This window comes from Vibrio sp. 10N.286.49.C3 (assembly GCF_041469545.1).
Taxonomy (GTDB): Bacteria; Pseudomonadota; Gammaproteobacteria; order Enterobacterales; family Vibrionaceae; genus Vibrio; species Vibrio tasmaniensis_A.
Window position 1 is genome coordinate 95,776 of sequence record NZ_JBFRKT010000029.1, and the last position, 25,127, is coordinate 120,902.

Here is a 25,127-nt window from a genome sequence, read left to right on the forward strand (position 1 = left end):
ACCTACCTCGATGACTCGTCATCTACAACTTCCTTAATATCCAACAAGTGATGGATTTGTCTATTGACGTTTTGTAGTTCAGTTTTTACATCCTCTAAAAGCGCTTCCGGCGCAGGGAATTCGTGTTTACTCAAATGTTCCAACTTGGCCATTTTGGGCGGCAGGTCTTGGTCGCATAACAAAGTTAAGATGGTTTTCAATTTTTTAGAGTAGTTGTTGAGTTCATCAAAACGATTACCTTTATGAAGCATCTCTATGTTCATCGGTGCGTCCGAAAAGTCCTTATAAAAGTCGCCTAGCAGCAATTGCAGCCCTTTGTGGTTGTTGTCGATTGAACGCAATAAATTCGTCATGTCTATCATCATTCCACTGCCTTAATTGCTTTAATCACAATAACTAAGGATCTTTAAAGGCAGTTTTCAAATTTTTTTTACTTCTTTATGCATAAAAAGAAAAATATGAAAAAAGTTGTATAAAAACTTGGTTTTTCAAAATGGTGTCCTTTAATGCCTCTAAATACGATCAGTTAGCTAGTAGCAACGGAGGCTGTAATGGCAGGCGAAAATAACCAAAACAACCAAAATGAAGATCTCAATGACGCGGTAGAACAGACGGACACGAACGACGCGGGTACGCCCTCCCAACAGCAGAATCAACAGAACACGATTGCGTCGACGGTAGCGACGGGTGCTGAAAATACCGACGCGGCAGACGAAGTGAACCAAGCGTTGGAAGACAATCCAAGTGGTGCTGGTAATTCAGAAGAAGCAGCAGCTTCTGGTGCGGCTGTTCAAGAAGAGACGCCAGAAAGCGATGGAGATTCAGATGCAGCTCAATCTAATGTAGTCGGTGGTGCGGCTTCGGAAGCTGGCTCGGATAATGCTGCTGGCAGTGGTGGCGGAGCAGGTGCTGGCGCTCAAGCCGTAGGTGGCGATAACGCAGAGGCTGCGACAGGTGGAGCCGACGCTGAGGGTAATGAAGAACAAGGCCAAGCAGCACGTACATCTGCAGCGCCGAGTGCTACATCTTCTGAATCTGATGGCCAACAAGTCGATGATGACCTCGATTCACAGACAGTCGAAGAGACATTTGCCGTTGATGTTCAAGCTTCAGATGAAGAGACCATCAGTGAAGTAGAAGATGACTTTGATTCTGAGACAACAAGTGAAACGTTCAAAATCAAAGTGGAAAGTGAAAATGATGCTCCAGAGGCTGAACAAGATCTGGCTTACATCATGGATGAAGATGGCTCCATAACATTTACTCAAGAACAATTACTCGAATACGCAAGTGATGTTGATGGTGATGAGCTTGTTGCTTCAAATGTTCAAGTCGGCGCAGATGCAACGGTTCAAGATAATGGTGACGGTACATTCACAGTTGTACCTTCCGCTGACTTTAATGGCGAGCTAGACCTTACTTTTGATATCAGTGACGGCCAAGAAACCATAAGTAGTGCAATTGATTTAACGGTTCGTCCTATTAATGACGCACCTGTACCAGAAGATAAAACGTTTGAAATAGAGGAAGACGGAACTCTTGTCTTCACCGACGCTGATCTTCTTTCTGGTGCGACGGACATTGAAGGTGACAACCTTACTATTGAAAGTGTGACCTACGACGGTGGCGACGGTATTCTTACCGACAACGGTAATGGCACATACACCTTCGCACCGAATGAAAACTTTAATGGCGACGTAAACTTCGGTTTCGATGTATCAGATGGTACCGATACAGTCTCTACCAACATCGATGTGAGCGTAACAGCGGTTGATGATGCGCCTGTGTCAGGTGACCTAGCATACTCAATCGATGAAGACGGTTCTATCCGTTTAAGCCAAGAGCAGCTTCTATCGCAAGCGTCTGACGTTGAAGGCGATGACCTGACAGCCAGCAGCCTAACAGTTGGCGGTGATGCAACCGTTACTCAAAACGATGATGGCAGTTTCACTATCACGCCAGATGAGAACTTCAATGGCGACATTGATATCAGTTTTGATATCTCTGATGGCACCAATACCGTTCAAGCTTCCGCAGACCTAACTGTTAACCCAGTTAATGATCTGCCAGTGCCTCAAGATCAACAGTTCAGTATTGCAGAAGACGGTACTTTACTGTTCACAGACGCGGATCTGCTTACAGGTGCGACAGACGTTGAAGGTGATAACCTGACGGTTGAAGGTATCAGTTATGAAGGTACTGATGGCGTACTGACTGACCTGGGTGGGGGCTCATACAGCTTTGCGCCAAATGAAAACTTCAATGGCGACGTAAACTTTAGTTTCGATGTTTCAGACGGCACCGATACGGTGTCTGCAAACATTGATATTAGCGTGACTCCAGAGAACGATCCGCCAGTTGCTGGCTCTACGTCTTACACAGTTAATGAAGACAATTCGATTACCATTTCTGATGCACAACTATTGGCAACATCTTCAGACATCGAAGGTGATGTATCGATAGACAGCGTGACTTACTCGGGTAGTGATGGTGTCCTTGAAATCAACGGTAATGGCACTTACACCTTCTCGCCAAATGAGAACTTCAGCGGTGAAATTGCCCTAGATGTAGTGGTTGCCGATGAAGAAGGTGCAACCGATGCGACAACTGCGGGTATCACCGTACTTGAAGTGAATGATCCGCCAGTCGCAGGCCCAACGTCTTACACCATTGATGAAGACTCAGTACTGACCTTCAGTGAGTCACAAATGCTACTGAATGCTTCTGATTTAGAAGGGGATGTTGAGCTTGTCGGCATTAGCTACGACGGCCCTGATGGCATCTTCTCAGTCAATGGAGATGGGACTTGTAGCTTTGCACCGAATGAGAACTTTAATGGCCAAGTTCAACTTGACGTGACTATTCGTGATGAAGACGGCGCAGAAGTTGATACGGTCATCAACGTGGATGTTCTGCCAATTAATGATGCACCAGTCTCGGGTGATTTGGCTTACAACGTTAACGAAGACGGTTCAATCACATTGAGCCAAGATCAGTTGTTGTCTCAAGCGTCCGATGTTGAAGGTGAAGACCTAACCGCGAGCGACCTAACGGTTGATGGAAACGCAACGGTAACCGCTAATGATGATGGTAGCTTCACCATTGTTCCTGATGCGAACTTCAATGGTGACGTTGATATCCAATTCAACATCACGGATGGTACTGACACGGTTCAAGCAACCGCCGATCTTACTGTTAATCCAATCAATGATCTGCCAGTTCCTCAAGATCAACAGTTCAGTGTAGAAGAAGACGGTACGCTCCAATTCACTGACGCTGACCTGCTTACTGATGCCACCGATATCGATGGCGATGACCTCACCGTAGAAGGCATCAGCTACACAGGCGGTGACGGTGTATTAACGGACCATGGTGATGGTACTTATACCTTTGCACCAAACGAAAACTTCAATGGCGATGTAAACTTCGGCTTCGATGTGTCTGATGGCACAGAAACGGTTAGTGCAAATATTGATGTGAGCGTGACACCTGAGAACGATCCGCCAGTTGCTGGCTCTACCTCGTACATGGTCAATGAAGACAACGCTATCACAATTTCTGATGAGCAATTGTTAGCAAACTCTTCTGACGTTGAAGGTGCGGTATCGGTTGATAGCGTGACCTACAGTGGTACGGATGGTGTGTTCCAAGACAATGGTGACGGCAGTTATACCTTCCTTCCTAATGAAAACTTCAGTGGCGATATCAGCCTTGACGTTATTGTTGCTGATGAAGACGGTTCGATTGATGAGACCACCGCGGGCATTACCGTTCTAGAAGTGAATGATCCACCGGTCGCAGGTCCAACGTCATACACCATTGATGAAGATTCGGTTCTGACGTTCAGTGAATCTCAGATTCTTGTGAATGCTTCGGATATCGAAGGCGATGTAGAACTTGTTGGCATTAACTACGATGGCTCTGACGGTATCTTCACTGTAAATGGTGATGGTACATGCAGCTTTGCACCCAATGAAAACTTTAATGGTCAGGTTCAATTGGGTGTGACCATTCAAGATGAAGATGGTGCGACGGTAGAGACACAGATTAATGTTGATGTACTGCCAATTAACGATCCACCAGTATCGGGCGATTTGGCTTACACCATCAACGAAGACAGCTTAATCACACTAAGCCAAGAGCAGTTACTGGCGCGAGCTGGTGATATTGATAGCGAAAACCTAGAAGCTATTAACCTTTCGACCGATGAAAATGCAACCATCCAACAAAACGACGATGGTAGCTACACCATTACACCAGACGCTGATTACAACGGCGACCTAGACCTGAGTTTCGATATCATCGATAACGATGGTGGTGAGGTTCAAGTCGGTCTTGATATCACAGTGAACCCGTTGAATGACTTGCCACAAGCGCAAGATCAACAGTTCACGATTGAAGAAGACGGTACGTTACTCTTCACCGATGCTGACCTACTTGCAGGCGCGTCAGATATTGATGGTGATGAACTGTCGATTGAAAACGTGCTCTACACGGGCGCTGATGGTGTTCTTACTGATAATGGCGATGGAAGCTACAGCTTTGCGCCAAACGAGAACTTCAATGGTGATGTGAACTTCAGTTTTGATGTGTCAGATGGCACGGATACGGTTCAAGCCAACATTGATGTCAGCGTGACACCAGAGAACGATCCACCGGTTGCAGGTAGCACGTCTTACACCGTTCATGAAGACAACTCAATTACCATCAGCGACGAACAGTTACTTGCTAACACTTCGGACATTGAAGGTGATGTGGCAGTCGATAGCGTGACTTACACTGGCGCTGATGGTGTCTTTGAAGACAACGGTGACGGTACTTACACCTTCTCACCAAACGAAAACTTCAACGGCGAAGTTAGCCTTGATGTTGTCGTTACCGATGAAGAGGGTGCAACTGAATCGACCACCGCGGGTATTACTGTACTTGAGGTGAACGATCCACCAATCGCAGGCTCAACCAGCTACTCAGTCAACGAGGACGAAGTTATCACCATCAGTTCAGAGCAACTGTTGGCGAACGCTTCTGATATCGAAGGTGAAGTGGCGATTGATAGCGTTAACTACACAGGCTCAGACGGTATCTTTACCGACAATGGTGATGGCACATTCAGCTTCGCACCAAACGCTAACTTCGATGGCGATGTAAGCCTTGATGTTGTCGTTACTGATGAAGAAGGCGCAACCGTAGCGACCAACGCAAGCATTGATGTTCTGCCTGTTAACGATGCTCCGGTATCGGGCGACTTGGCGTACAGCGTGGACGAAGATGGTTCAATTACCCTGAGCCAAGAGCAATTACTTGCTCAAGCGAGTGATGTGGATGGCGATGACTTAACAGCGGCTAACCTGACCGTTGGTGGTGATGCGACAGTTACTGCAAACGATGATGGTAGTTTCACTATCACGCCAGATGCTAACTTCAATGGCGACATTGATTTGAACTTCGACATTACCGATGGTGATGCGACGCTTCAAGCAACAGCTGACCTAACGGTTAACCCAGTTAATGACTTGCCAACAGTAGGTGAGCCACAATTTGTGACTCAAGAAGACACCAGCTTTACCTTCACAGAAGAGCAACTGCTGCAAAATGCGGGCGACATTGATGGCGATAACCTATCGGTTGAAAATGTGGCTTCAGATAGCGGTACTTTGGTTGATAACGGCGACGGTACTTACACATTCGCACCGAATGAAAACTTCGACGGCAATGTAAATGTGACGTTCGACGTGAATGACGGTACAGCGACAGTACCAGCAGAAGCGACAATTGATGTTCAATCTGTGGTTGATATGCCAGAGCTGTCGATTGCGTCTGACCTAGTGATTGTTTCAGACAACTTCGAGTCTGGCTCAAACGGCTGGAATACCGGTACTGAAAGCTCACAAGGCTTCGAGTCGGGTGACATGCTAGGTCGTATTGGTGGAACGGGCGGTGATGAAGCCGTCAGCAAAACTTACGACATTCCAAGTGATGTGAGCGAAGTTAATATCTCGTTTAGCTTCTACGAAATCGATTCTTGGGATGGTGAGTCGTTCCAAATCTTTGTTGGTGGCGAAGAGCTAACGACATTAGATAATTCTGCGTTCCGTACTCAAGATGGCACTACAACGCTTTACGACTCAGAGGGTAATGAAGTCGGCGAAGTGGTTCACGGCGTGTCGCAAGGTGAGGGCTTCAGTGGTTGGAATGACCAAGCACACCAAATCAACCTAACGGTACCAGTAGAAGACGGCCAACTTGAACTTGGCTTCGGTTCAACCCTGAATCAAAGCGTTAATGACGAATCGTTTGGTATCGACAACATCGAAATCACAGTGTCTGACGCGGAATACCAAATCATTGGTACCGAAGATACACCTGTACCACTCGATATTGATGCCGCTCTAACCGATACCGATGGCTCAGAAAACCTTGCTATCTTGATTGAAGACGTGCCAGAAGGCAGCTCGCTTTCTGCAGGTATCGATAACGGTGATGGCACTTGGTCATTGCAACCAGGCGAGCTAGAAGGGCTAGAGTTTATTCCTTCAGGTGACTTCAATGGTGATGTGGTTCTAACCGTGAATGCGACATCGACTGATGTTGATACGGGCACTACCGCAACGGCAACACAAGATGTGACGATTCACATCTCGCCAGCGAACGATGCTCCAGAAGTTGACGGTGATATTAGTGCCGTTACAGCCGAAGATAACAGCATCACGCTAACTCAAGAACAGTTGCTAGAGCACGCTGTCGACATTGATGGCGATGACCTATCAGCAATCAATCTAACCACCAATGATGAAAATGCGACCGTTCAAATGAACGACGATGGCAGTTTCACCATTACACCGAGCGAAAACTTCAACGGTAATATCGAATTTAGTTACGATGTAACCGATGGGGAAGACATGGTCGCTGCAGGCCTAGATTTGACAGTAACACCTGTCAATGATGCGCCAGAGCCACAAGACCAAGCATTCACTATTGGTGAAGATGGGGTTCTTAACTTCTCTGACGCTGACCTGTTAACGGGTGCAACGGATGTTGAAGGTGATGACTTAACGGTAGAAGGTGTGACATACACGGGTCCTGATGGCGTTCTTACTGATAATGGCGACGGAAGCTACAGCTTTGCGCCAAACGAGAACTTCAATGGTGATGTGAACTTCAGCTTTGATGTGTCAGATGGCACGGATACGGTTCAAGCGAACATCGATGTGAGCGTGACGCCTGAGAACGATCCACCAGTGGCGGGCAGCACGTCTTACACTGTGCATGAAGACAACTCAATCACGATCAGTAACGAACAGCTATTAGCCAACTCTTCAGATGTTGAAGGTGAGGTTGCGATTGATAGCGTGACTTACACTGGCAGTGATGGTGTGTTCGAAGACAACGGTGACGGCACTTACACCTTCTCTCCAAACGAGAACTTCAATGGTGATGTGAGTTTAGCGGTTGTTGTTACCGATGAAGAAGGGGCAACAGAAGCGACCACCGCGGGAATCACCGTACTTGAGGTTAACGATCCGCCAATCGCAGGTTCTACCAGCTACTCAGTGAACGAAGATGAAGTTATCACCATCAGTGCAGAGCAACTGTTGGCGAACTCTTCTGATATTGAAGGTGAAGTGGCGATTGATAGCGTTAACTACACAGGCGCTGACGGCATCTTTACTGATAATGGCGATGGAACATTCAGCTTCGCGCCGAACGCAAACTTCGACGGAGATGTTAGCCTTGATGTCGTGGTGACCGATGAGGATGGCGCAACGACAGCTACAACGGCAAGCATTGATGTGCTTCCAATTAACGATCCACCAGTATCGGGTGACTTGTCATACAGCATTGATGAAGATGGTTCGATTACTCTGACTCAAGAGCAATTGCTATCTCAAGCCTCGGATGTGGATGGTGATGATCTGACCGCAAGCAACTTAAGCGCAGGTGATAATGCAACCGTTGTTGATAATGGCGATGGCACCTTTACGGTAACGCCAGATGCTAACTTCAATGGCGATATCGACCTAAGCTTTGATATTTCGGACGGTACTGAGTCGATTGTGGCGAATGCCGATCTGACGGTTAACCCTGTTAATGACCTGCCAACTAACGACGATGTTTATGCCAATGTTGATGAAGACAACACCATCACTATCACGCAGGAGCAGCTACTTGCGAATGCCGCAGATATTGAAGGTGATGACCTTGTCGCTTCCGACTTAACCTTAGTGGGTGACGATGCAACGATTGTCGATAACGGCGATGGCACGTTCTCAATCACTCCAAGCGAGAACTTCAATGGCTACATCGATGTTGCCTACAGCATCAACGATGGCGACACACCAATTGCCGCTAACTTGGGCTTAACCGTTGACCCAGTTAACGACGCGCCAATTGTTTCTGCTGATGTGGCGATAACCATAGAAGAAGATGGTTCATACACAATCACTCAAGAAGAGCTCCTACAATTCGCGACTGACATCGAAGACGATGACATGACTGCAATTATCGGAGAGCCGGGCGATGAAACAACCGTAACCGGTACCGTGTTGGATGCTGAAACCGGCAATCCAATCGCAGGTGCGGATGTGACGTTAACCGACAACGCGGGTCACTCTTACACCACGGTGACGGATCAATCAGGTAACTACTCTGTGAGCGGTCCTGTTGTCGACCAAGGTACTGTTACTATTGAACAAGAAGGCTCTATTACTAGCAGCTTCCTAGTTCCAGCTGGTGAAGATACCAACGGTGGCGTAACTGCAATATCTGAAGTACTTGAAGAAACAGATATGCGTATCGTGGTCACATGGGGTGAAAGCCCACGTGATATGGACAACCATCTATGGCTCTACGATACAGAGAATGGCAATGAGCTAGACCATATTTACTATCGCGACATGAGCCATGATTTGGGTGAAGGTAACATTGTTCAACAAGATGTAGATGACACAAATGGTGGCGGCCCTGAAACCATCACTATTCCAAATTATCAAGATGCTGACATGCACTATTCAGTACACAACTACACCAGCAGAAGTTGGGATGTAGATGGTGTTGAAGATGTACAAGTTCAGGTGTTTGTAGGCGATACATTGGTTGAAACCTTTAGCCCTGATTTATCCGATAACCCATCAGGTGACCATTGGCATGTATTTGATATCGTGAATGGCGTTATTGTTCCAAGCCAAGATGTAGGCAGCGAGAATGCGTTTGATTTACCAACGGCAGAAGAAGCGCTCGCGAATGAAAACGGCATTGATATCTCTGAATTGCTAACGGGCGATGAAGGTGATGACTCTGGTGATACGGGTGGAAACGAACCAAGTGTTGGAGATGTTTCCATTGAGAACGCTCTTATCACTGACAATGGTGATGGTACTTACACCATTACACCGGAAGAGAACTTCAATGGTGAATTCTCGATTAGCTACAACGTAGACGATGGCAACGGTGGGGTTGCGCCTACGGAACTAGACGTGACCGTAACAGCAGTTAACGACCTTTCTGTAATTTACGACCACGACTACACCATTAATGAAGATGGCTCGCTGACCTTTACCGATGAACAGCTACTGACTGGTGCAACGGATATTGACGGCGATGATCTTTCTGTCGAGTCGGTTAACTACGAAGGCGCAGACGGTGTGTTCACGGATAACGGCGACGGTACTTATACCTTTGCTCCAAACGAGAACTTCAATGGTAATGTCGACCTAACTTACGATGTGAGCGATGGTACAGATGTTGTATCGGCGAATATTGATGTTCAAGTGGTTCCAATCAACGACGTACCGGTAGCAGGTTCTACAACTTACAGCGTTGAAGAAGACGGCAGTATTACGCTAAGCGATGCACAACTTCTGGCGAATAGCTCGGATGTTGAAGGGGAAGTGTTTGTCAGCGATGTAAGCTACAGCGGCACTGATGGTGTATTCACTGATAATGGTGATGGTACTTACACCTTTGCTCCAAACGAAAACTTTAACGGTGACATCAGTCTTGATGTCTCTGTTATGGATGAAGATGGCGCAACCGCTGAAACAACCGCAGGTATCGACGTCATTGCTGTCAATGACTTGCCGGTTGCAGGTTCAACGACCTACAGCGTTGACGAAGATAACGTGATTACCGTCTCTGAAGCACAGCTTCTTGCGAACAGCTCAGACATTGAAGGTGATGTATCCGTTAGCGACGTTTCCTACTCAGGCGCAGACGGTATCTTTACTGACAATGGTGATGGTACTTACAGCTTCGCACCAAATGAAAACTTTAACGGCAATGTCAGCCTAGATGTCACCGTTGCTGATGAAGAGGGTGCAACGGCTGAAACCACTGCGGGTATTGAAGTTATCGCGGTTAACGACGCGCCAGTGTCAGGTGACTTGGCTTACTCAGTGGATGAAGATGGTTCAATCACACTAAGCCAAGAGCAGCTGCTTGCTCAAGCATCGGATGTGGACGGCGATGATCTTACCGCTGCCAACCTAACCGCAGGTGATAACGCTACCGTTACGGCAAACGATGATGGTTCATTTACCATTACCCCGGATGCCGACTTTAATGGCGATATTGACCTTAGCTTCGACCTTTCTGATGGTACTGAAACGGTTGTTGCAACGGCCGACCTTACTGTGAATCCAGTGAATGACATTGCGGTTGTAGAAGATGTCGCTTACACCATTGAAGAAGATGGTTCACTTACCTTTACAGACGATCAACTGCTAGCGGGTGCCTCTGATATTGATGGTGACGAGCTTTCAGTTGCCGATGTGTCTTACACTGGAGCAGAGGGTGTGTTCACCGACAATGGCGATGGCACTTACACCTTTGCACCGAACGAGAACTTCAATGGTGACGTAAGTTTGGACTTCTCAGTATCTGACGGTACAGAGACGGTTGATGCAAATATCGACGTAACGGTAACAGACGTTAACGATGCACCAGTGGCAGGCGCAACGTCTTACCAAATGAACGAAGATGGCACCATCACATTGAGCCCTGAGCAGTTGATTGCTAATAGCTCTGATGTGGACGGGGAAGTGTCGCTTGATAGCGTGAGCTACTCAGGTGCAGACGGTATCTTGGTTCAAAATGAAGATGGTTCGGTAACGTTCGCACCAAACGAAAACTTTAACGGCGACATCAACCTTGACGTGACGGTTATTGATGACGACGGTGCAACGGCTCAAACCACCGCTGGTATTGAAGTTATTGCAGTTAACGACGCACCAGTGGCTGGAAACGTGGCTTACTCGGTTGATGAAGACGGTTCAATTACGTTATCTCAAGAGCAGTTACTGGCTAACGCATCAGATGTCGATGGTGATGCACTGACCGCAAGTAACCTATCTGCAGGAGACAATGCGACTGTAACAGCGAATGATGATGGTTCATTTACTATCACACCGGATGCTGACTTCAACGGCGACATAGACCTAAGCTTCGATGTGTCAGATGGTCTTGAAACTGTTCAAGCAGGCGTCGACCTAACGGTTAACCCAGTCAATGACTTACCGACAGCCGCTGACCAAAGCTTCACAGTTGAGGAAGATGGAACGCTAATCTTCACGGATGCAGATCTACTAGCAGGCGCTGCAGACATCGACGGAGATGACCTGTCTATCTCGGATGTGTCTTACACGGGCGCAGAAGGTGTGTTCACGGATAACGGTGATGGCACTTACAGCTTTGCGCCCAACGAGAACTTCAATGGTGATGTAAACCTTGGCTTCACAGTGTTTGATGGCACTGAGACAGTCGATGCCAATATTGATGTGACCGTAACGGATGTGAATGATGCGCCGGTTGCGGGTTCTACGTCTTATCAAATGAATGAAGATGGCACGATTAACATTAGCCCTGAACAGTTGATTGCTAATAGCTCTGACGTTGATGGTGAAGTGTCGCTTGAAAGCGTGACTTACTCAGGCTCTGACGGCACCTTGGTTCAAAACGATAATGGGTCTGTGACCTTCACGCCAAACGAGAACTTTAACGGTGATATCAGCCTAGATGTGGTCGTGACCGATGATGACGGTGCAACTGCAACAACAACGGCAGGTATCGAAGTTCTGGCTGTGAACGATGGACCAGAGTCTGAGGAAGTGGAACTAACCACAGCCGAAGACAGCACCATTCTAATCACACAAGACATGTTGTTAGCTCAAGCTACCGACATCGATAACACCGCAGATGAGCTGTCAGCTTCGGGTCTACAAATCGACCCTAGCTTGGGTGAGTTGCTAGACAACGAAGATGGTACTTGGTCATTTACACCAAACGAAAACTTCAATGGCGATGTGCCAATGACGTTTAACGTTAGTGATGGCCAAGAGACAATTTCAGTCGACGGTAACATCGATGTCACGCCAGTGAACGATGCACCTGAAGCACCAATGATTGAGATGCAAGGCGAAGAAGATGTGGTCATGGTGATTGACCCTGCTTACATCGCGGATCAAGTTACAGACCTTGATGGCGATGAGATCAGCATTGAAAGCATCACAGTTCGAGCTCCAGCGAATGCGACCTTAACTCAGCAACCAGACGGCATGTATCACTTAGTGACTACTCAAGACTTTAATGGCTTAGTAGAACTGGGTTATCAAGCGACTGACGGTGAAGAAGTGGTTGATGGGTCGCTGAATGTGGATGTCATTCCTGTTAACGACGCACCGTTTAACGTCGGTAACGCAATGATGACCACAAATGAAGATGGCGCGTTCACCTTCGATGCTGGCGACTTGATGAACCTGTTCGGTGACATTGATACCGCTGACCTTGTTGTTTCACGCATTATTACCGCAGACGGTGAAGATGGTGGTGAAGTAACAGACAACGGTGATGGTACTTGGACATTCACACCAACAGGCGACTTTGCAGGCGTCTCTGACCTACAAGTTGTCGTGAGTGATGGTGAGTTTGAAACCGTTCTCGATGTTCCAGTGTACGTACGTCCTGTCGCAGATGGCGCGGTTATTTCAACTGACCATGACGGTCCATTAGTGTTCGGTGAAGATGAAACCGGTCACTTAGGATTGAATGTTGGACTAGTCGATGATTCAGAAACGCTAAGTAACCTAGTGATGACAGGTTTCCCTGTTGGATTCGAGGTAACAGATGGTGTGAATACCGTGATGATCACTGAGCCGGGTCAATACATCGACCTGTTCGACTGGGATATCTCAAACATTCAAATGACGCCGCCTGAAGACTTCCATGGTGAGTTCTTCGTAACGGTTAGCGCAACAACGGTTGATTACGGAGATGAGCCGGAAGCGTTTGAAGATGGCATCGATTCTGGTGATTTCGAAACCGTAGCGGGTGATTCCATCATCCTAACGGCGGACGACCTAATCGGTTTGGCTGAGAATGTGGATGCTGACAGCGATGATGAAGTGAAATTGGTTCATCTTGCCGACCGCAGCCAAGGTGAGATTGTCGATAATGGCGATGGCACTTGGACGTTCACACCAGCACCAGGCTTTACTGGCGAAGCAGATATAGCTTACGTGGTTGATAAAGATGGCGTGCTTCATGATGAGCAAACTGGCGTGGTCGTGAAAGAAGGCGACTCGCAAGAGAATGCTGCACCAGAAGTTAACAGCATCACGACGACGGAAATCGCAGCGGATGCAACCTTGTCGTTCACTGATGAAGACATGTTAGCGAACCTGAGCGATGCAGAAGGCGATAGCTTGAGCATTGAGTCAGTAAGCTTGATGGAAGGTCAGGGTGTAATTGAGAGCGATAACCAAGGTAACTATCAATTCACACCTGCTGAAGACTACACCGGCGATGTTCAAGTTGGGTTTATAGCGACCGATGGTGAAAACCGCATCGAAAGCTTCTTCAATGTGGATATCCAAGGTGGTGATGAAGCAGCGGCGAGTGAAGGTTATGCCTTAGCTGATGATGGTTCACTAACTATCACGGATGCACAGCTGGTGGATGAGTTGGGCGTGAGTGATTCTGCACAAGTTGTTGATGTTGCAGACGCGAACGATGCTGGCTTCTTTGCCGAATCAGGTGAAGGTGAGTGGACTTACTGGCCGAACGAAGACTTCGATGGCAACTTAGCGATGAATGTTGAAGTTAACGACGGCGGTGAAGTATCAAGTCACAGCTTAAGTATCCAAGTAGCCGATGATTCAGTACAAAGTGATGAACCACAAGTTCAAGCTGCTCAGGCAACAGAAGAGCAACAAGTGGAAGTGGCTCAACAAGCTGATGACCAAGCTCAAGATGCTGAAACTGAAGACAGTACAGTAGATGTAACCGCGGCACCGGGTGATACCATCTCTATCTCGATTCCAGATGAGGTAAGTGGTAACGAATCGGTTGATTACGCTGATATGTCTGGCTTACCTGAGGGCGCTACTGTGAGCAACGCACTGGATAACGGTGATGGTAGCTTCACAATCAGTGGCAACCTAGAGCAGCCTGTATCTGTCGAACTACCAGAAGGTTACGAAGGTACTAGCGAGATCCAATTCCAAGGTTACGACGAATTGGGTAGTTCAATAGACGGTGCTAACGGTTCTGTTGAGGTTGAGGTCGATGACCAATACACCATGCAAGGTTCTACTCAAGAGCAGCAACCAGACATGGCAGGTATGGAATCTGGTGGCAGCGACTGGACAAGTTCAGGTGGTCAAGATCAAGGTGTTGACTTCACGGACGACTCTGGAAGCTTCGATTCAGATTCTCAAACTGGAACCGATCAAGGCAACGACTTCGACCAAAGCTCGATTTAATCGAGAGGGCTTAGTTTTAGTCTGAACCGACATTTAGTCTAAACCAACAAGTAGATCGGGCAGCGTAAAGTTGCCCTCATTAAAGCCATGTAGAGTCATTGATGCATGGCTTTTTTATTTGTTTTGTTTCGCTAAATAAACTTGAGAACAGATAAAAATGTCCTTAATTATTAGAAGAGTTAGTTAGAAAGGAGGGACGACATGTATCGTTATGTCAGTTCGCCACAAGCGTCGAGATACATCGTACCACCACCTCAACATCGTGAGTTGTCGAGTGTGGATGTACCTGAGTCTGAATTGGAGATGCGAGAAATTCTAAATAATTGGTTTGCCGATGGTTTGGCTCCCATTATTCAAAGTGATGACGATTACATTTCGGCAAGCGACCAAGTGCGATTTGAAAAACTTAGCCGCACGGTTGGCATGTTATTGAGGAACAAAGACTATTACTTTGCCACTAAGCGTATCCTATCTTTGTGGGAGCAAGATTGCCTTGAAACCACCTATGTTAATTACCTCATTCTACGCAGCGAAAGAGGTACTTCGTTAAGGTGATTAAACGCAGCCTGGATTCGCTGACCATGATTGCTTGTTTTGAGAGCTATGATGACTCAAGTTTGCTAAGAAAGCAGGCAAACAAAAAGGGCAAGCTTTTGAGGCTCACCCTTGTGATTGTTCTTTAAATGTCTATTTAGCTATTTAGACCCAACCATCAAATTTGAGTCGTTTTTGAATTCTCTCGACTGCTTCTTTCTGCATTTGTCTAACACGCTCATTAGAAACATTCACATCTTGCATTTGTCCCACCTCAGACAGTGTTTTCACCTTGTTATCAAAGAAACCAAAACGGTGAATGAGAACCTTCTGTAATTTGGGTGGCAGTGTGTTTATTATTTGCTCTAGAGCTTGGGTAAAAGACTGATCTTCACAATCTTTTTGCGGGTCAGGGATATACTCACTTTCACACTGTTCAAGTACTATTGGTGCGTGGCTGATACCAACCGTTGTTGTCACGTCAATAAACCCGCTAAGCGCCACGAGTTGGTCGACACGTTTTGCCTTAACGCCAGAGCTGTCTGACAACTCTGAAATAGAAATTTCTTTACTCATTTTTTTACTTACATCGAGCTTCTTGGACGCGAGGCTATTTATTTCTTTGCATACGTGGGCGGGCAATCGGACAGTACGACCTTTATTCATCAATGCCGCTTCAATATTCTCTCGAATCCACCATACGGCGTAAGTCGAAAAGCGATAACCGGGTTCTGGATCGTATTTATCGATTGCCTTAATCAAGCCAATGTTACCTTCTTCAATCAGGTCGAGCAGGGTGAAGTTATTGCCTTTACGTTTTAGGTAGCTCTTTGCGATTTTTACAACAAGTCGCAGGTTTGATTCGATCATGATGTCACGTGCATGTTTGTCACCCGCGCGATTCAATTTTGCGTAATACACCTCATCTTCACGCGACAGCAAATCAATCCCCACAATATCCTTTAGATAGCGAGCATAAGGTTCTGCAGTGGTAGAAAATGATTCTTTAGTGGGTGTGTCATCCGTGAGCCCCTGAAACGCAGCAAAACTGTCATTGTTCATTTCCTTGTCCTTTTTTAGCCGACTGAACGTTTTATTTTATATTTTATTATTATGCCACCAAGTGATTAACGCTTGGTTTCACTAGAGTGTAGATAACAGTTCCTTCTTTACCAATAAATAAAATGCAATTTCGTATGTTTATGTCACAAAAAGATCTACAAATGTTTAACTATTTTGCATCTCATCAAGTATGTTGATTTTTCATTTAAAACATTAAGGCGGCTAGTTTATAAAGCATGTGTTATGCATTGGTTTATCTAGATAAATGACGTGAATTTATAGGTGTGGGTTAGAACTATAATTGAGAGGGAAAATGATGAGAAAAATGACAAGAGTCGAGGTTCAATGTTTCCAAGTACCTCAACTCCTTTGGCTACTAAGTTTCACCACGTAACTCTTAGTTCTATCGATTAATAAGTGCTGAGTACATCATCGATTTGTTGATTGATGATTTTTACTTCGCTATAGATAACCGAAAGGTCATCCGTTTGAGGTGCTAGTTTATTGGATGTGTTTTGCTCGACTCTTTCTAAGGCGGCTGTAGCTGTTTCCTCGCCGAAGCTGGCCAATATGCCTTTTAATGTATGTACGATAAAATGAAGCTTGCCCCAATCTTGTTGCTGTACCAGTTCTTGTATCTCTTCTAATGAATTGCCATGGTCTTCTTGATACACAGACAATACAGCGAAGATTATTTCTCTGTCATTATCTAAGTAGGCATTTAAGGCATCGATATCTAGCATATAGACTCCTGTTGGCTGTATGTTGAAAATGGGCTAGGCGGCTTACTCGAAAAACCAGCTCTTAATGAATCACTAATCCATTGATTCCATTTTGGAGGAAGTTCTAACTGTAAAATTTCTCTTAAATAGTCGTCGCTAAGTTTTTCATCTATATGAGCTTTATGGACGGCGTATATATAGTCAAGTTTGGCGGCAACTGAATATGGGTAACTGTGAATGTAGTCCTTTAATTCCTGGATCGACCCAAAGTTTTCAATGTTTATACAAGTTGAAGGGTCGACATTTTTGGACTCAAGTTTGTGGTTTACTGCTTCTCCACGAGATTTTAGACACTCCACTGTTAAGTGATAAAGAGAGTATTCCCCAAAATGGACGAGCAGTGGTAATAGTTGAGCGAGCAAGTAAGTTGGTTGGCTGTGGAAATTATTCGCTAACAGCGTTGAAGCTCTAATCACTTTTTTGTGGGCAACCTGAGGGCTATTTTCAATGAGCAAGATACTGCTCTGAAACAGGGCAAGGCTGGCCAAAACCTGCTGCTGTTGTTTTACCGGAAGTTTCAGGTTTACTAACTCGGTGAATTGGTTGGCGTGCTCAAGCAAAATACGTTTGTACTTTAGTTGCGTCTCGCGCTGATAAGTCGCTTTTAACGAATTAAAGTGCGCACAAATGGAGTGAATGACATCAATGTCAGCAGCTGAAATATGGGTAGCATACATCTCACCTAACTTTATGATCATACGTGTGTTGTCTACGTTCTCAGCCAAGTCAATCGCCCTGATTGCACGATGGCTGATACTTGGTGTCATCTCAAATGCACGAATCGCTAATTTCAGAGCAGGAAGCAGCATCTTATGTTTTTCGTAGATACAGCTTAAGCAGTCAATGACGCTCAATGAGAGTGGCTGCGCGATCAGAAAGTTGTGGAGCTTATCTATGGCTAGCTCCTGTTTTCCTAAACTGTCGAGAATCAGAGCTTCAGCAACCAGTTTTGTCGGGTGCATGTTGGTTTTCGAGTGGTTAATGACGCTAGAGAGTAATTGCCATTTCTTACCTGAAATTAAATGTTCAATCAGTGTCGCTTCGAATTGAACGCTAGTGCCATTAGGCGAGACCGCTAATGCTTGAGCCAATTTCTCCTGACTGGTGATTGGATATAACTCGTTCAGTTGTGTCAGCTTCTTCGAGACGGACACAGCACTTTGGATCTTTTTACCTAACCTCTGAGTATGAATCGGTTTAGAAACGAAATGGTGTGCCTCGCCTGAAAGGGCAGTTAATACCGTTTCTTGACGCATATCCCCAGAGAGCAAGATTGTCGCCACCGTATGATCGATGAGCCTGTTTCGATACAGAATCCCCAACAGCTCAAAGCCAGTAAAAGACTGTTCTAAGTGGTAGTCAATGAGGAGTACATGAAAAGAGTGCGTCTCGACCGCTTTAATTGCTTGTCGATAGTCGGTCGCAATAAAGATGCAATCATGTGCAATGCCCAAGCTCGAGAGTTGCTGCTTTATAAGAATAGTTGCACTCTTGGAGTCGTCGACAATCAAAATCCGAAGGTCTGTTGGTAAGGTCAAATCCATTTTCCTCAATACCAAATATTATCTTTAATTTAGGTGTCAGGTTGCACATTGTCAAGGTGCCTATATCACATAAAAATACTCAATAAACTATTGGTAATTAAAACATTTATGAAATCCTTCTAACGCAGGTGACTTTTACTTGATTTTCGTTGGGTTATACGTGTTTTAGAAATAAAAAAAGAGGCAAGCCGATAAGCATACCTCTCAGTTTAATTGTTCGATTTGTTATTCGAAATGTTGTTCTTTTCTTGAAGCTCTATTAAATAAAACTCTGCGCTAATCACGCATATTTAGAATCAATACTGCAGCTAGAGCCAAGAACGCCGTCATCATTAAGAACACATCGTTGTAAGCCATAATGGCAGCGTCACGTTGCATTGTGCCAAGTAGGCTAGCTTGCGCTTGTTGCATCGCTGTCGCGGCATCACTGCCAGATTGGATAAAGAACGCTTGTTGATTTTTGAGAGTTTGCCAACCTAACTGACTCACTGAAGGTAGCGACTCTTTGATGTGTGCAAGATGCTCACGGGTTTTGTTATCCAATAGCGTAGCGATAATCGCAATACTGAACGCGCCACCCAAATTACGCATTACGTTGGTTAAGGTCGAAGCGTCAGGCGTGTCCATTTTGCTGATGTTTTTCATCGCAACCAAAGACAGCGGAACCATAATAAACGGGCTACCGATAGCACGAAGGACCATAGACAAGATCAACTGTTGACCACCAAAATCAATCGTCATATGCGTGTTCACGTAACAACTGAAGCCAAACATCGCGAAACCAAAAGTAACCAAGTACTTAGGCTTAATGATTTGGGTCAGCTTAGGAACGATTGGGAATATCAACAACTGTGGGAAACCCATCCACATCAAGACTTCACCAATCTCCATCGCATTGTATTGTTGGATTTGAGTGAGATACATTGGTAGCACATAGATAGAGCCGAGCAATGCCATCCCTAGAATCAAATAGGCGATACAAGACATAGCAAATTGCCCATCCCGCAATAGCCGCAAATTCACCAGTGGCTTTTTGTGTTGGAGTTCGTTTATCACGAAGTAAACCAAACTCACTGCAGACACAATACTTAGGCCAATGATAAAGCTCGAACTGAACCACTCTTCACGGTTACCTTCTTCTAGCACCACTTCCAAACAACCGAGCCCTAATGCCATGGTCGCGATACCAAACCAGTCAGCTTTTTTCAGTGTGCCAAGGTCGAGCTTTTCATCATCCAAGCCATATCGGATCATGGTGATCACGAGTAGAGCGGGTGGGATATTGATGTAGAAAATATAGTGCCACGAGAAGTTCTCGGTTAACCAACCACCAAACGTTGGGCCGATAGATGGAGCAAATGTCGCGGTTACCCCAAACAATGCCATACCCACGGCGCGCTTGTTGACAGGCAAAAGCTGAATCACTAACGAGAAAGCAAGAGGGATTAAAGCACCACCACTAAAACCTTGCATCGCACGGAATACAATCATCGAGGTCATGTTCCAAGAGAACGAACACAACAAAGATGAAATGGTGAAAATAGCCGTCGTCCACGTAATATAACGACGTTTACCAAGCGCTTTAGAAAGCCAACCACTGAGTGGGATAGCAATCATCTCTGCGACTAGATAAGACGTAGAAATCCACGAGCTTTCATCTAAGGTGGCAGATAGCGCACCTTGAATATCTTTGAGAGACGAGTTGGTGATCTGAATATCCAAAATCGCCATAAACGCGCCAATCAAACCGCCAAATAGGGCGATCCAATGACGTCTTGAAACCTCGCCATCATCATTAGTGTGGGTGACAACACCAGCGTTACTCATGGTCTAGCCTCGTTTATCGATGGTCGCTACCACAGACAAACCAGGAAGTAGTCGACCTTTCAACTCTTGCTGATCTGGAATGATGATTTTCACCGGTACACGTTGAACAATTTTAGTGAAGTTACCTGTCGCGTTTTCTGGCGGCAGTAGCGCAAACTTGGCACCAGTCGCAGGGGAGAAGCTGTCGACAACGCCTTCGAGTGGTTGTCCCGGGAAGGCATCTAATTCAACTTCTACGGATTGACCTTTATGAATGCCGCTTAGCTGTGTCTCTTTGAAGTTAGCTTCGATCCACACTTGGTTGTTTGGTACTAAACTCATCAATGGCGCGCCTGCTTGAATCAACAAGCCTTCACGTACGCTGCGTTTGCCAATTACACCGTCTGTTGGCGCGTAAACTTTGGTGTAATCAAGGTTAAGTTGTGCTTGATCTCTTTGCGCTTGAGCTTCAGTTACCGATGCGTTTGCTTGTTCTATCTCACTAGCAATAACGGTTAATTGATCGTTGGTCGCAACGAGGTTTGCTTTTGCTTCTTCGAGATCTGCTTGAGTGACTTTTTGTTGTGCAGCCATGCTGTCGACTTCGTCTTGAGACGCGTAGTTACGTTTTAGTAAGCTACGAGAACGTACCACTTGCTGAATAGCACGTTCGTATTCAGCTTGTGCGGAATCGACACGGCTTTCTGCTTGGTTAGTTTTGCTACGTTGTAACGTTTTTTGCGCCACTAGATTTTTTACGTCTGATTGCACCACGCTTAAATGGGCATTGGCCTGAGCGAGTGCTGACTGGTAATCACGGTCATCGATTTGAACCAACAAATCACCTTCTTTAACCGATTGGTTATCACTCACATAAGACTTAACGATATAGCCACTTACTTTAGGACTAATATTGGTAATGTCGCCTTGTAGGTAGGCGTTATCAGTAGATTCGAAGTACTGGCCATAGCCATACCAATATCCAGCGCCAGCTAAGCCCAATGACAGCATGATCGCAGTAGCAATAAGCGGTGCTTTTTTACGTTTTTTTGTGCTTACTGGTTGCGAAGCGTTGTTGTTCTCTGTCATTTCTCTTTCTCTTTTTGCTTTTATTTAGATGTAACGAATTGTAAATGAATCTCATTGATTGATAAGATAGGAAAAAAGAGAAACACTGTTGCAAAAATCTAACTAATAGCGAGTTTGGGAGACAAGTATGGACTTGAATGCTGTGACTGTTTTTACACAAGTGGTTGATTGTGGGAGTTTTACGCACGCCGCTGAAGCGCTCAACATGACTAAATCAACCGTCAGCCGAAAACTGGCAGAGTTAGAACAGCATTTAGGTGTGAGGTTGATCACTCGTTCGACTCGAAGTTTAGTGTTAACACCGGAGGGTGAGCGCTTTTATCAGTCAAGTATGCAGATGCAAGAGATCATGAACCAAGCTGAGTTAGAGGTTTCTGCCAATCAAGACTTGATCAGAGGCCCTCTCAATGTGGTGCTTCCTGTCGAGCTTGGGCATCAAGTGTTAGCGCAATACATTCATAGTTTCTTAAAAGAACACCCGAATGTGACTTTGAATTTGGAATTGACCAATCGAGAAGTCGATATTATTGCGGAGGGTATTGACCTATACGCGCAAATTGGTGAATTGGTGGATTCGAGTCTGGTTTCTCGATATCTCACCAATTCAAAAAGAACGCTTGTAGCAAGCCCTGAATATCTGGAACAGTTTGGAGAAATCAAAACACCCTCAGACTTAAAATCGCCATTTCGTCTGATTGAAGTGGTAAATAAAGCCGCTCGTTTACCTAAGTGGCATTTGCAGCTGGAGGGAGGTGAGTCGGTATTGATCGATTTACCTTATCAGTTGAGGGTAAATACAATTACTGCGTGTCTTACTGCTTGTGTGGATGGACTTGGGTTAGCGGTGTTACCAGAGTTTATTTGTAGAGAGCACTTTAAGACGGGTAGGTTAGTTCGTCTATTGCCAGAATATGAGATGCCGGAAGTTTCAGTGAGTTTGGTGTATGCCGACAGACAACTGATGCCCAAGCGCAAAAAGGTATTTATTGATTATCTACTCACGGCATTTCAAAGCCGCAAGCATGAGTAGCTTTTTGTCTAACTACTCTTAAGTTGCGACACAAGTATTCAGTTCTTTAGTCCGAAATAGAAAGCTAAAGAGCTAAAGAACTGAAGAACTCACTAGCGAAAAAATAAGAGTTCGATCAATTGAGCTCTGGTTTCCACTCTACGACTTGTCCATTACTTAATACGGCTTTGATAGACGTTGCCGCAACATCGACACCGTTTGGGTGAAATGCTTGGTCTGAGAAGTTGGCAATGATTTTACTGCCATCATCAAACACGGTTTGTTGAACCTTGCCGTCTTTATCTAACCATATGAAGTCAACCAGCGCTTTGTCCCATAGTTGTTCGTGTATTGGCTTAAATCCATCTTGATAGTGTTTCAATGCCTTAATCCTTGGGCTTGAGCTCGACAATGCTTCATCTCTCGTCAAGTGAACCATCGCTGGCGTATTGTAAAGCATGGCAGTCAAATCACGATTGGCTTTTACATTGGTGAATTTCAAACTGTCTGAATGCCAGTGGTGGGTGTTAATCACTTCGTCGTGAAATACGGCTTGGTATAGCGGAATTCGGTATTGAGACGAAAACAGCAATGACTTGTAGGGTTCTTTGACCTTAGCGGACTTGAAGAAGAAGTCAGGTTTATGGTCTGGATACCAACGACCCAAGTAATAAGGTGATTGGTGGTCTTCTTTCATTTCTTTGTCTGACCAACCAAAGCCGACCGCTTCTAAGCCATGTGCAAACGCGATGCCTGTTGTCGTCAGGCTATTGCCATCTTCAGAACCAAGCACCAAATCTGGTTGCTCGCTTAACCACTGCATTCGGTTATTGAAGGCAGAAAGCATATCCGACTCACTGCTGTTATCGCTGTAGTCCTCACGCGCCATCGCAGTCGCATCAACATCTAGGAACAGGCTATTGAAGTGACCAAAACGCATGATGTCTACGGCGCGCTGTTTTACATAAGCCAAATGGCAATTAGGGTTCAAGTAAAAACCGTTTCCTCGAAATCCTTTTTTCAAGCTGCCATCCGCCATTTCAATCGCGCAACTTTGACGCATCGGCTCTGGTAATTGGGCGGTTAGCCAGTTGTCATTGAGCTTCGCAGGAATGGCTGTGTTGTAGGAGTCATAGGTTCCAACCAGATAACCTGATTGCTTAGCCAGTTCTACTGCATTCGGTTGGTAGAAAGCTGGCATCCAATTATCAAAACCTAACCAAAGCTTATTCAAGCCCGCTTTATTTAGGTTGCTGACCATATCCGACGACAGGGCTTGTCCCCAAGTATCCGGTGCATTGAGATAAGAGGAAGTATGCTTAATCAACCAGCTTTTCTTGCTCTGAGCTGCGGAGTGTTGGGCTTTAATTGTGTTGTTCGTCAGTGTTGGCGTCGCAACGGGGAACATGCTATTTAGTGAGTGACTAAGCGAGTCTAGCAACAATTGTTTGTGATACTGGCTAAACCAATCTTTGCCTTTAGACAGGGAAGACAGTTCTCGTTTGGCGTCACTTGGAACAATCAGTTTTGACCTCGATAGATACCAGGCGTTTAATCCCCACCAGTCGTTAACATCTTGGATGCTTAACGGGTCTTTACCAAACAGATAAACGTGACTCGCGCCAATTAGTTTGTTCACGTCAGGGTTACGCATTTGCTTGTCGACAAGCGATTCAGAGAGACCATGACTAATACGCCAATCTCGGTATTGTTTGGCGCCATCCAACCAAGAGTCTCCAAGTGTTATGCGAACCGTAAAAGGCTGTGATTGATTTAACGTTGTAAATTGGTGCGAAGCGCTCATATCAATCTTGGTCTTCTTATCAGAGGACGTATCCGACGATGCATCAGAAAAGAACAATTGGTTGTTTGTCGGGTTAATCAACTGGTAACTGATGAATTGATCCTTCTGTTGCATGATCCAAAACGGCATTTTTAAGTCTTGAGTTGTGTTACTACTAGAATGATTGTCGACTAGATAGTTTGCCCACTGCTTGTTGTCGGTCGGCACGCGCACCCCTTCGCTAAAGGGTAGAAATAGGGTTTGAGTCTGTTGCTCTGCAAGGTCAAACCAAGCGAGTTCGATAGGGTAGTTTCGTTTTACTTGTGTGTTTTCAGGTAAGGTGAATTGGACAAGAAGATCACCTTGCTTAAGTTCGGCTTCAACATTGATTCCGCTCGGCATGAGCGCCCAAGATGCCTTGGTTTTTGAGTCTATGACTAGGTGAGTAACTTTTTGAGGTTGACGATCAACGGTCAAAGCAGTGCTATTAACGCTTAAGCCATTCCAATCTATCGCTAATGTTTTTGTTGAAATCGATACTATGTTGGTGTTGGTGTTGGTGTTGGTGTTGGTGTGGCTATTGCTGATAAGGGCGATTTGATTATCTTGTGCGTTTGTTGAGAACGCACAAGTGCTGAAGAGAGCCGCGATCGCGAAAGACGTAAAGTTAAGGTGGTGACGTACACTGAGCATATCTAGGTTCCGTAAAGAGTAAGTACGGTTATTACACCTAAGTCGTGTTAGTGCTTTGTCACCTATATGTCT

At 45.5% G+C, this 25,127-nt stretch carries 10 protein-coding genes; 3 read left to right on the forward strand and 7 right to left on the reverse strand.

Annotated elements, in window-relative coordinates:
• Positions 1-2: 2 nt before the first annotated feature.
• Positions 3-365 (reverse strand): hypothetical protein, encoded by a 363-nt coding sequence (locus tag AB4180_RS13725; RefSeq protein ID WP_017102613.1) that lies wholly within the window; start codon positions 363-365, stop codon positions 3-5.
• A gap of 186 nt (positions 366-551) precedes the next feature.
• Between AB4180_RS13725 and AB4180_RS13730 the strand changes: the two genes are divergently transcribed.
• The gene (locus AB4180_RS13730) at positions 552-14,753 is read left to right on the forward strand and encodes a tandem-95 repeat protein (RefSeq protein ID WP_102249234.1); all 14,202 of its coding nucleotides are present in this window, start codon (positions 552-554) and stop codon (positions 14,751-14,753) included.
• Positions 14,754-14,954: 201 nt separating this feature from the next.
• Positions 14,955-15,308 carry a hypothetical protein gene (locus AB4180_RS13735; RefSeq protein WP_102249235.1) on the forward strand — a complete coding sequence of 118 codons (354 nt, stop codon included), beginning with the start codon at positions 14,955-14,957 and terminating at the stop codon, positions 15,306-15,308.
• A 144-nt stretch (positions 15,309-15,452) separates the two neighbouring features.
• Here the strand turns inward: AB4180_RS13735 and AB4180_RS13740 are convergent, their stop codons facing one another.
• The 5 genes from AB4180_RS13740 to AB4180_RS13760 all read right to left on the reverse strand — a co-directional run bounded on the left by AB4180_RS13740 (position 15,453) and on the right by AB4180_RS13760 (position 21,570).
• Positions 15,453-16,349 carry an RNA polymerase sigma factor RpoD/SigA gene (locus AB4180_RS13740; protein WP_102249236.1) on the reverse strand — a complete coding sequence of 299 codons (897 nt, stop codon included), beginning with the start codon at positions 16,347-16,349 and terminating at the stop codon, positions 15,453-15,455.
• Between the two features lie 410 nt (positions 16,350-16,759).
• Positions 16,760-17,092, reverse strand: coding sequence for an Hpt domain-containing protein (locus AB4180_RS13745; RefSeq protein WP_009844988.1), 333 nt, complete (start codon positions 17,090-17,092; stop codon positions 16,760-16,762).
• A complete protein-coding gene (locus tag AB4180_RS13750; protein WP_102249237.1) occupies positions 17,086-18,675 on the reverse strand; it encodes a response regulator in 1,590 nt (529 codons plus the stop codon). Before AB4180_RS13750 ends, AB4180_RS13745 begins: the two co-directional genes overlap by 7 nt.
• Before the next feature lie 276 nt (positions 18,676-18,951).
• Positions 18,952-20,502 (reverse strand): DHA2 family efflux MFS transporter permease subunit, encoded by a 1,551-nt coding sequence (locus tag AB4180_RS13755; protein ID WP_102249238.1) that lies wholly within the window; start codon positions 20,500-20,502, stop codon positions 18,952-18,954.
• A gap of 3 nt (positions 20,503-20,505) precedes the next feature.
• Entirely contained in the window at positions 20,506-21,570 is a 1,065-nt protein-coding gene (locus AB4180_RS13760) for an HlyD family secretion protein (protein WP_102249239.1), read from the reverse strand.
• 127 nt (positions 21,571-21,697) lie between these two features.
• Here AB4180_RS13760 and AB4180_RS13765 point away from each other — a divergent pair, with 127 nt between their 5' ends.
• Positions 21,698-22,600, forward strand: coding sequence for a LysR family transcriptional regulator (locus AB4180_RS13765; RefSeq protein WP_102249240.1), 903 nt, complete (start codon positions 21,698-21,700; stop codon positions 22,598-22,600).
• A gap of 115 nt (positions 22,601-22,715) precedes the next feature.
• On the opposite strand, the gene AB4180_RS13770 is transcribed toward AB4180_RS13765, so the two are convergent.
• On the reverse strand, positions 22,716-25,055 hold the full coding sequence (locus AB4180_RS13770) for a glycoside hydrolase (protein WP_102249241.1): 2,340 nt from the start codon (positions 25,053-25,055) through the stop codon (positions 22,716-22,718).
• Between the last annotated feature and the right edge of the window lie 72 nt (positions 25,056-25,127).

Bases quoted from the DNA above. Each gene is read 5' to 3' on its own strand.
- AB4180_RS13725 (WP_017102613.1), bottom strand. From the start codon at position 365: ATGATGATAGACATGACGAATTTATTGCGTTCAATCGACAACAACCAC.
- AB4180_RS13730 (WP_102249234.1), top strand. From the start codon at position 552: ATGGCAGGCGAAAATAACCAAAACAACCAAAATGAAGATCTCAATGAC.
- AB4180_RS13735 (WP_102249235.1), top strand. From the start codon at position 14,955: ATGTATCGTTATGTCAGTTCGCCACAAGCGTCGAGATACATCGTACCA.
- AB4180_RS13740 (WP_102249236.1), bottom strand. From the start codon at position 16,349: ATGAACAATGACAGTTTTGCTGCGTTTCAGGGGCTCACGGATGACACA.
- AB4180_RS13745 (WP_009844988.1), bottom strand. From the start codon at position 17,092: ATGCTAGATATCGATGCCTTAAATGCCTACTTAGATAATGACAGAGAA.
- AB4180_RS13750 (WP_102249237.1), bottom strand. From the start codon at position 18,675: ATGGATTTGACCTTACCAACAGACCTTCGGATTTTGATTGTCGACGAC.
- AB4180_RS13755 (WP_102249238.1), bottom strand. From the start codon at position 20,502: ATGAGTAACGCTGGTGTTGTCACCCACACTAATGATGATGGCGAGGTT.
- AB4180_RS13760 (WP_102249239.1), bottom strand. From the start codon at position 21,570: ATGACAGAGAACAACAACGCTTCGCAACCAGTAAGCACAAAAAAACGT.
- AB4180_RS13765 (WP_102249240.1), top strand. From the start codon at position 21,698: ATGGACTTGAATGCTGTGACTGTTTTTACACAAGTGGTTGATTGTGGG.
- AB4180_RS13770 (WP_102249241.1), bottom strand. From the start codon at position 25,055: ATGCTCAGTGTACGTCACCACCTTAACTTTACGTCTTTCGCGATCGCG.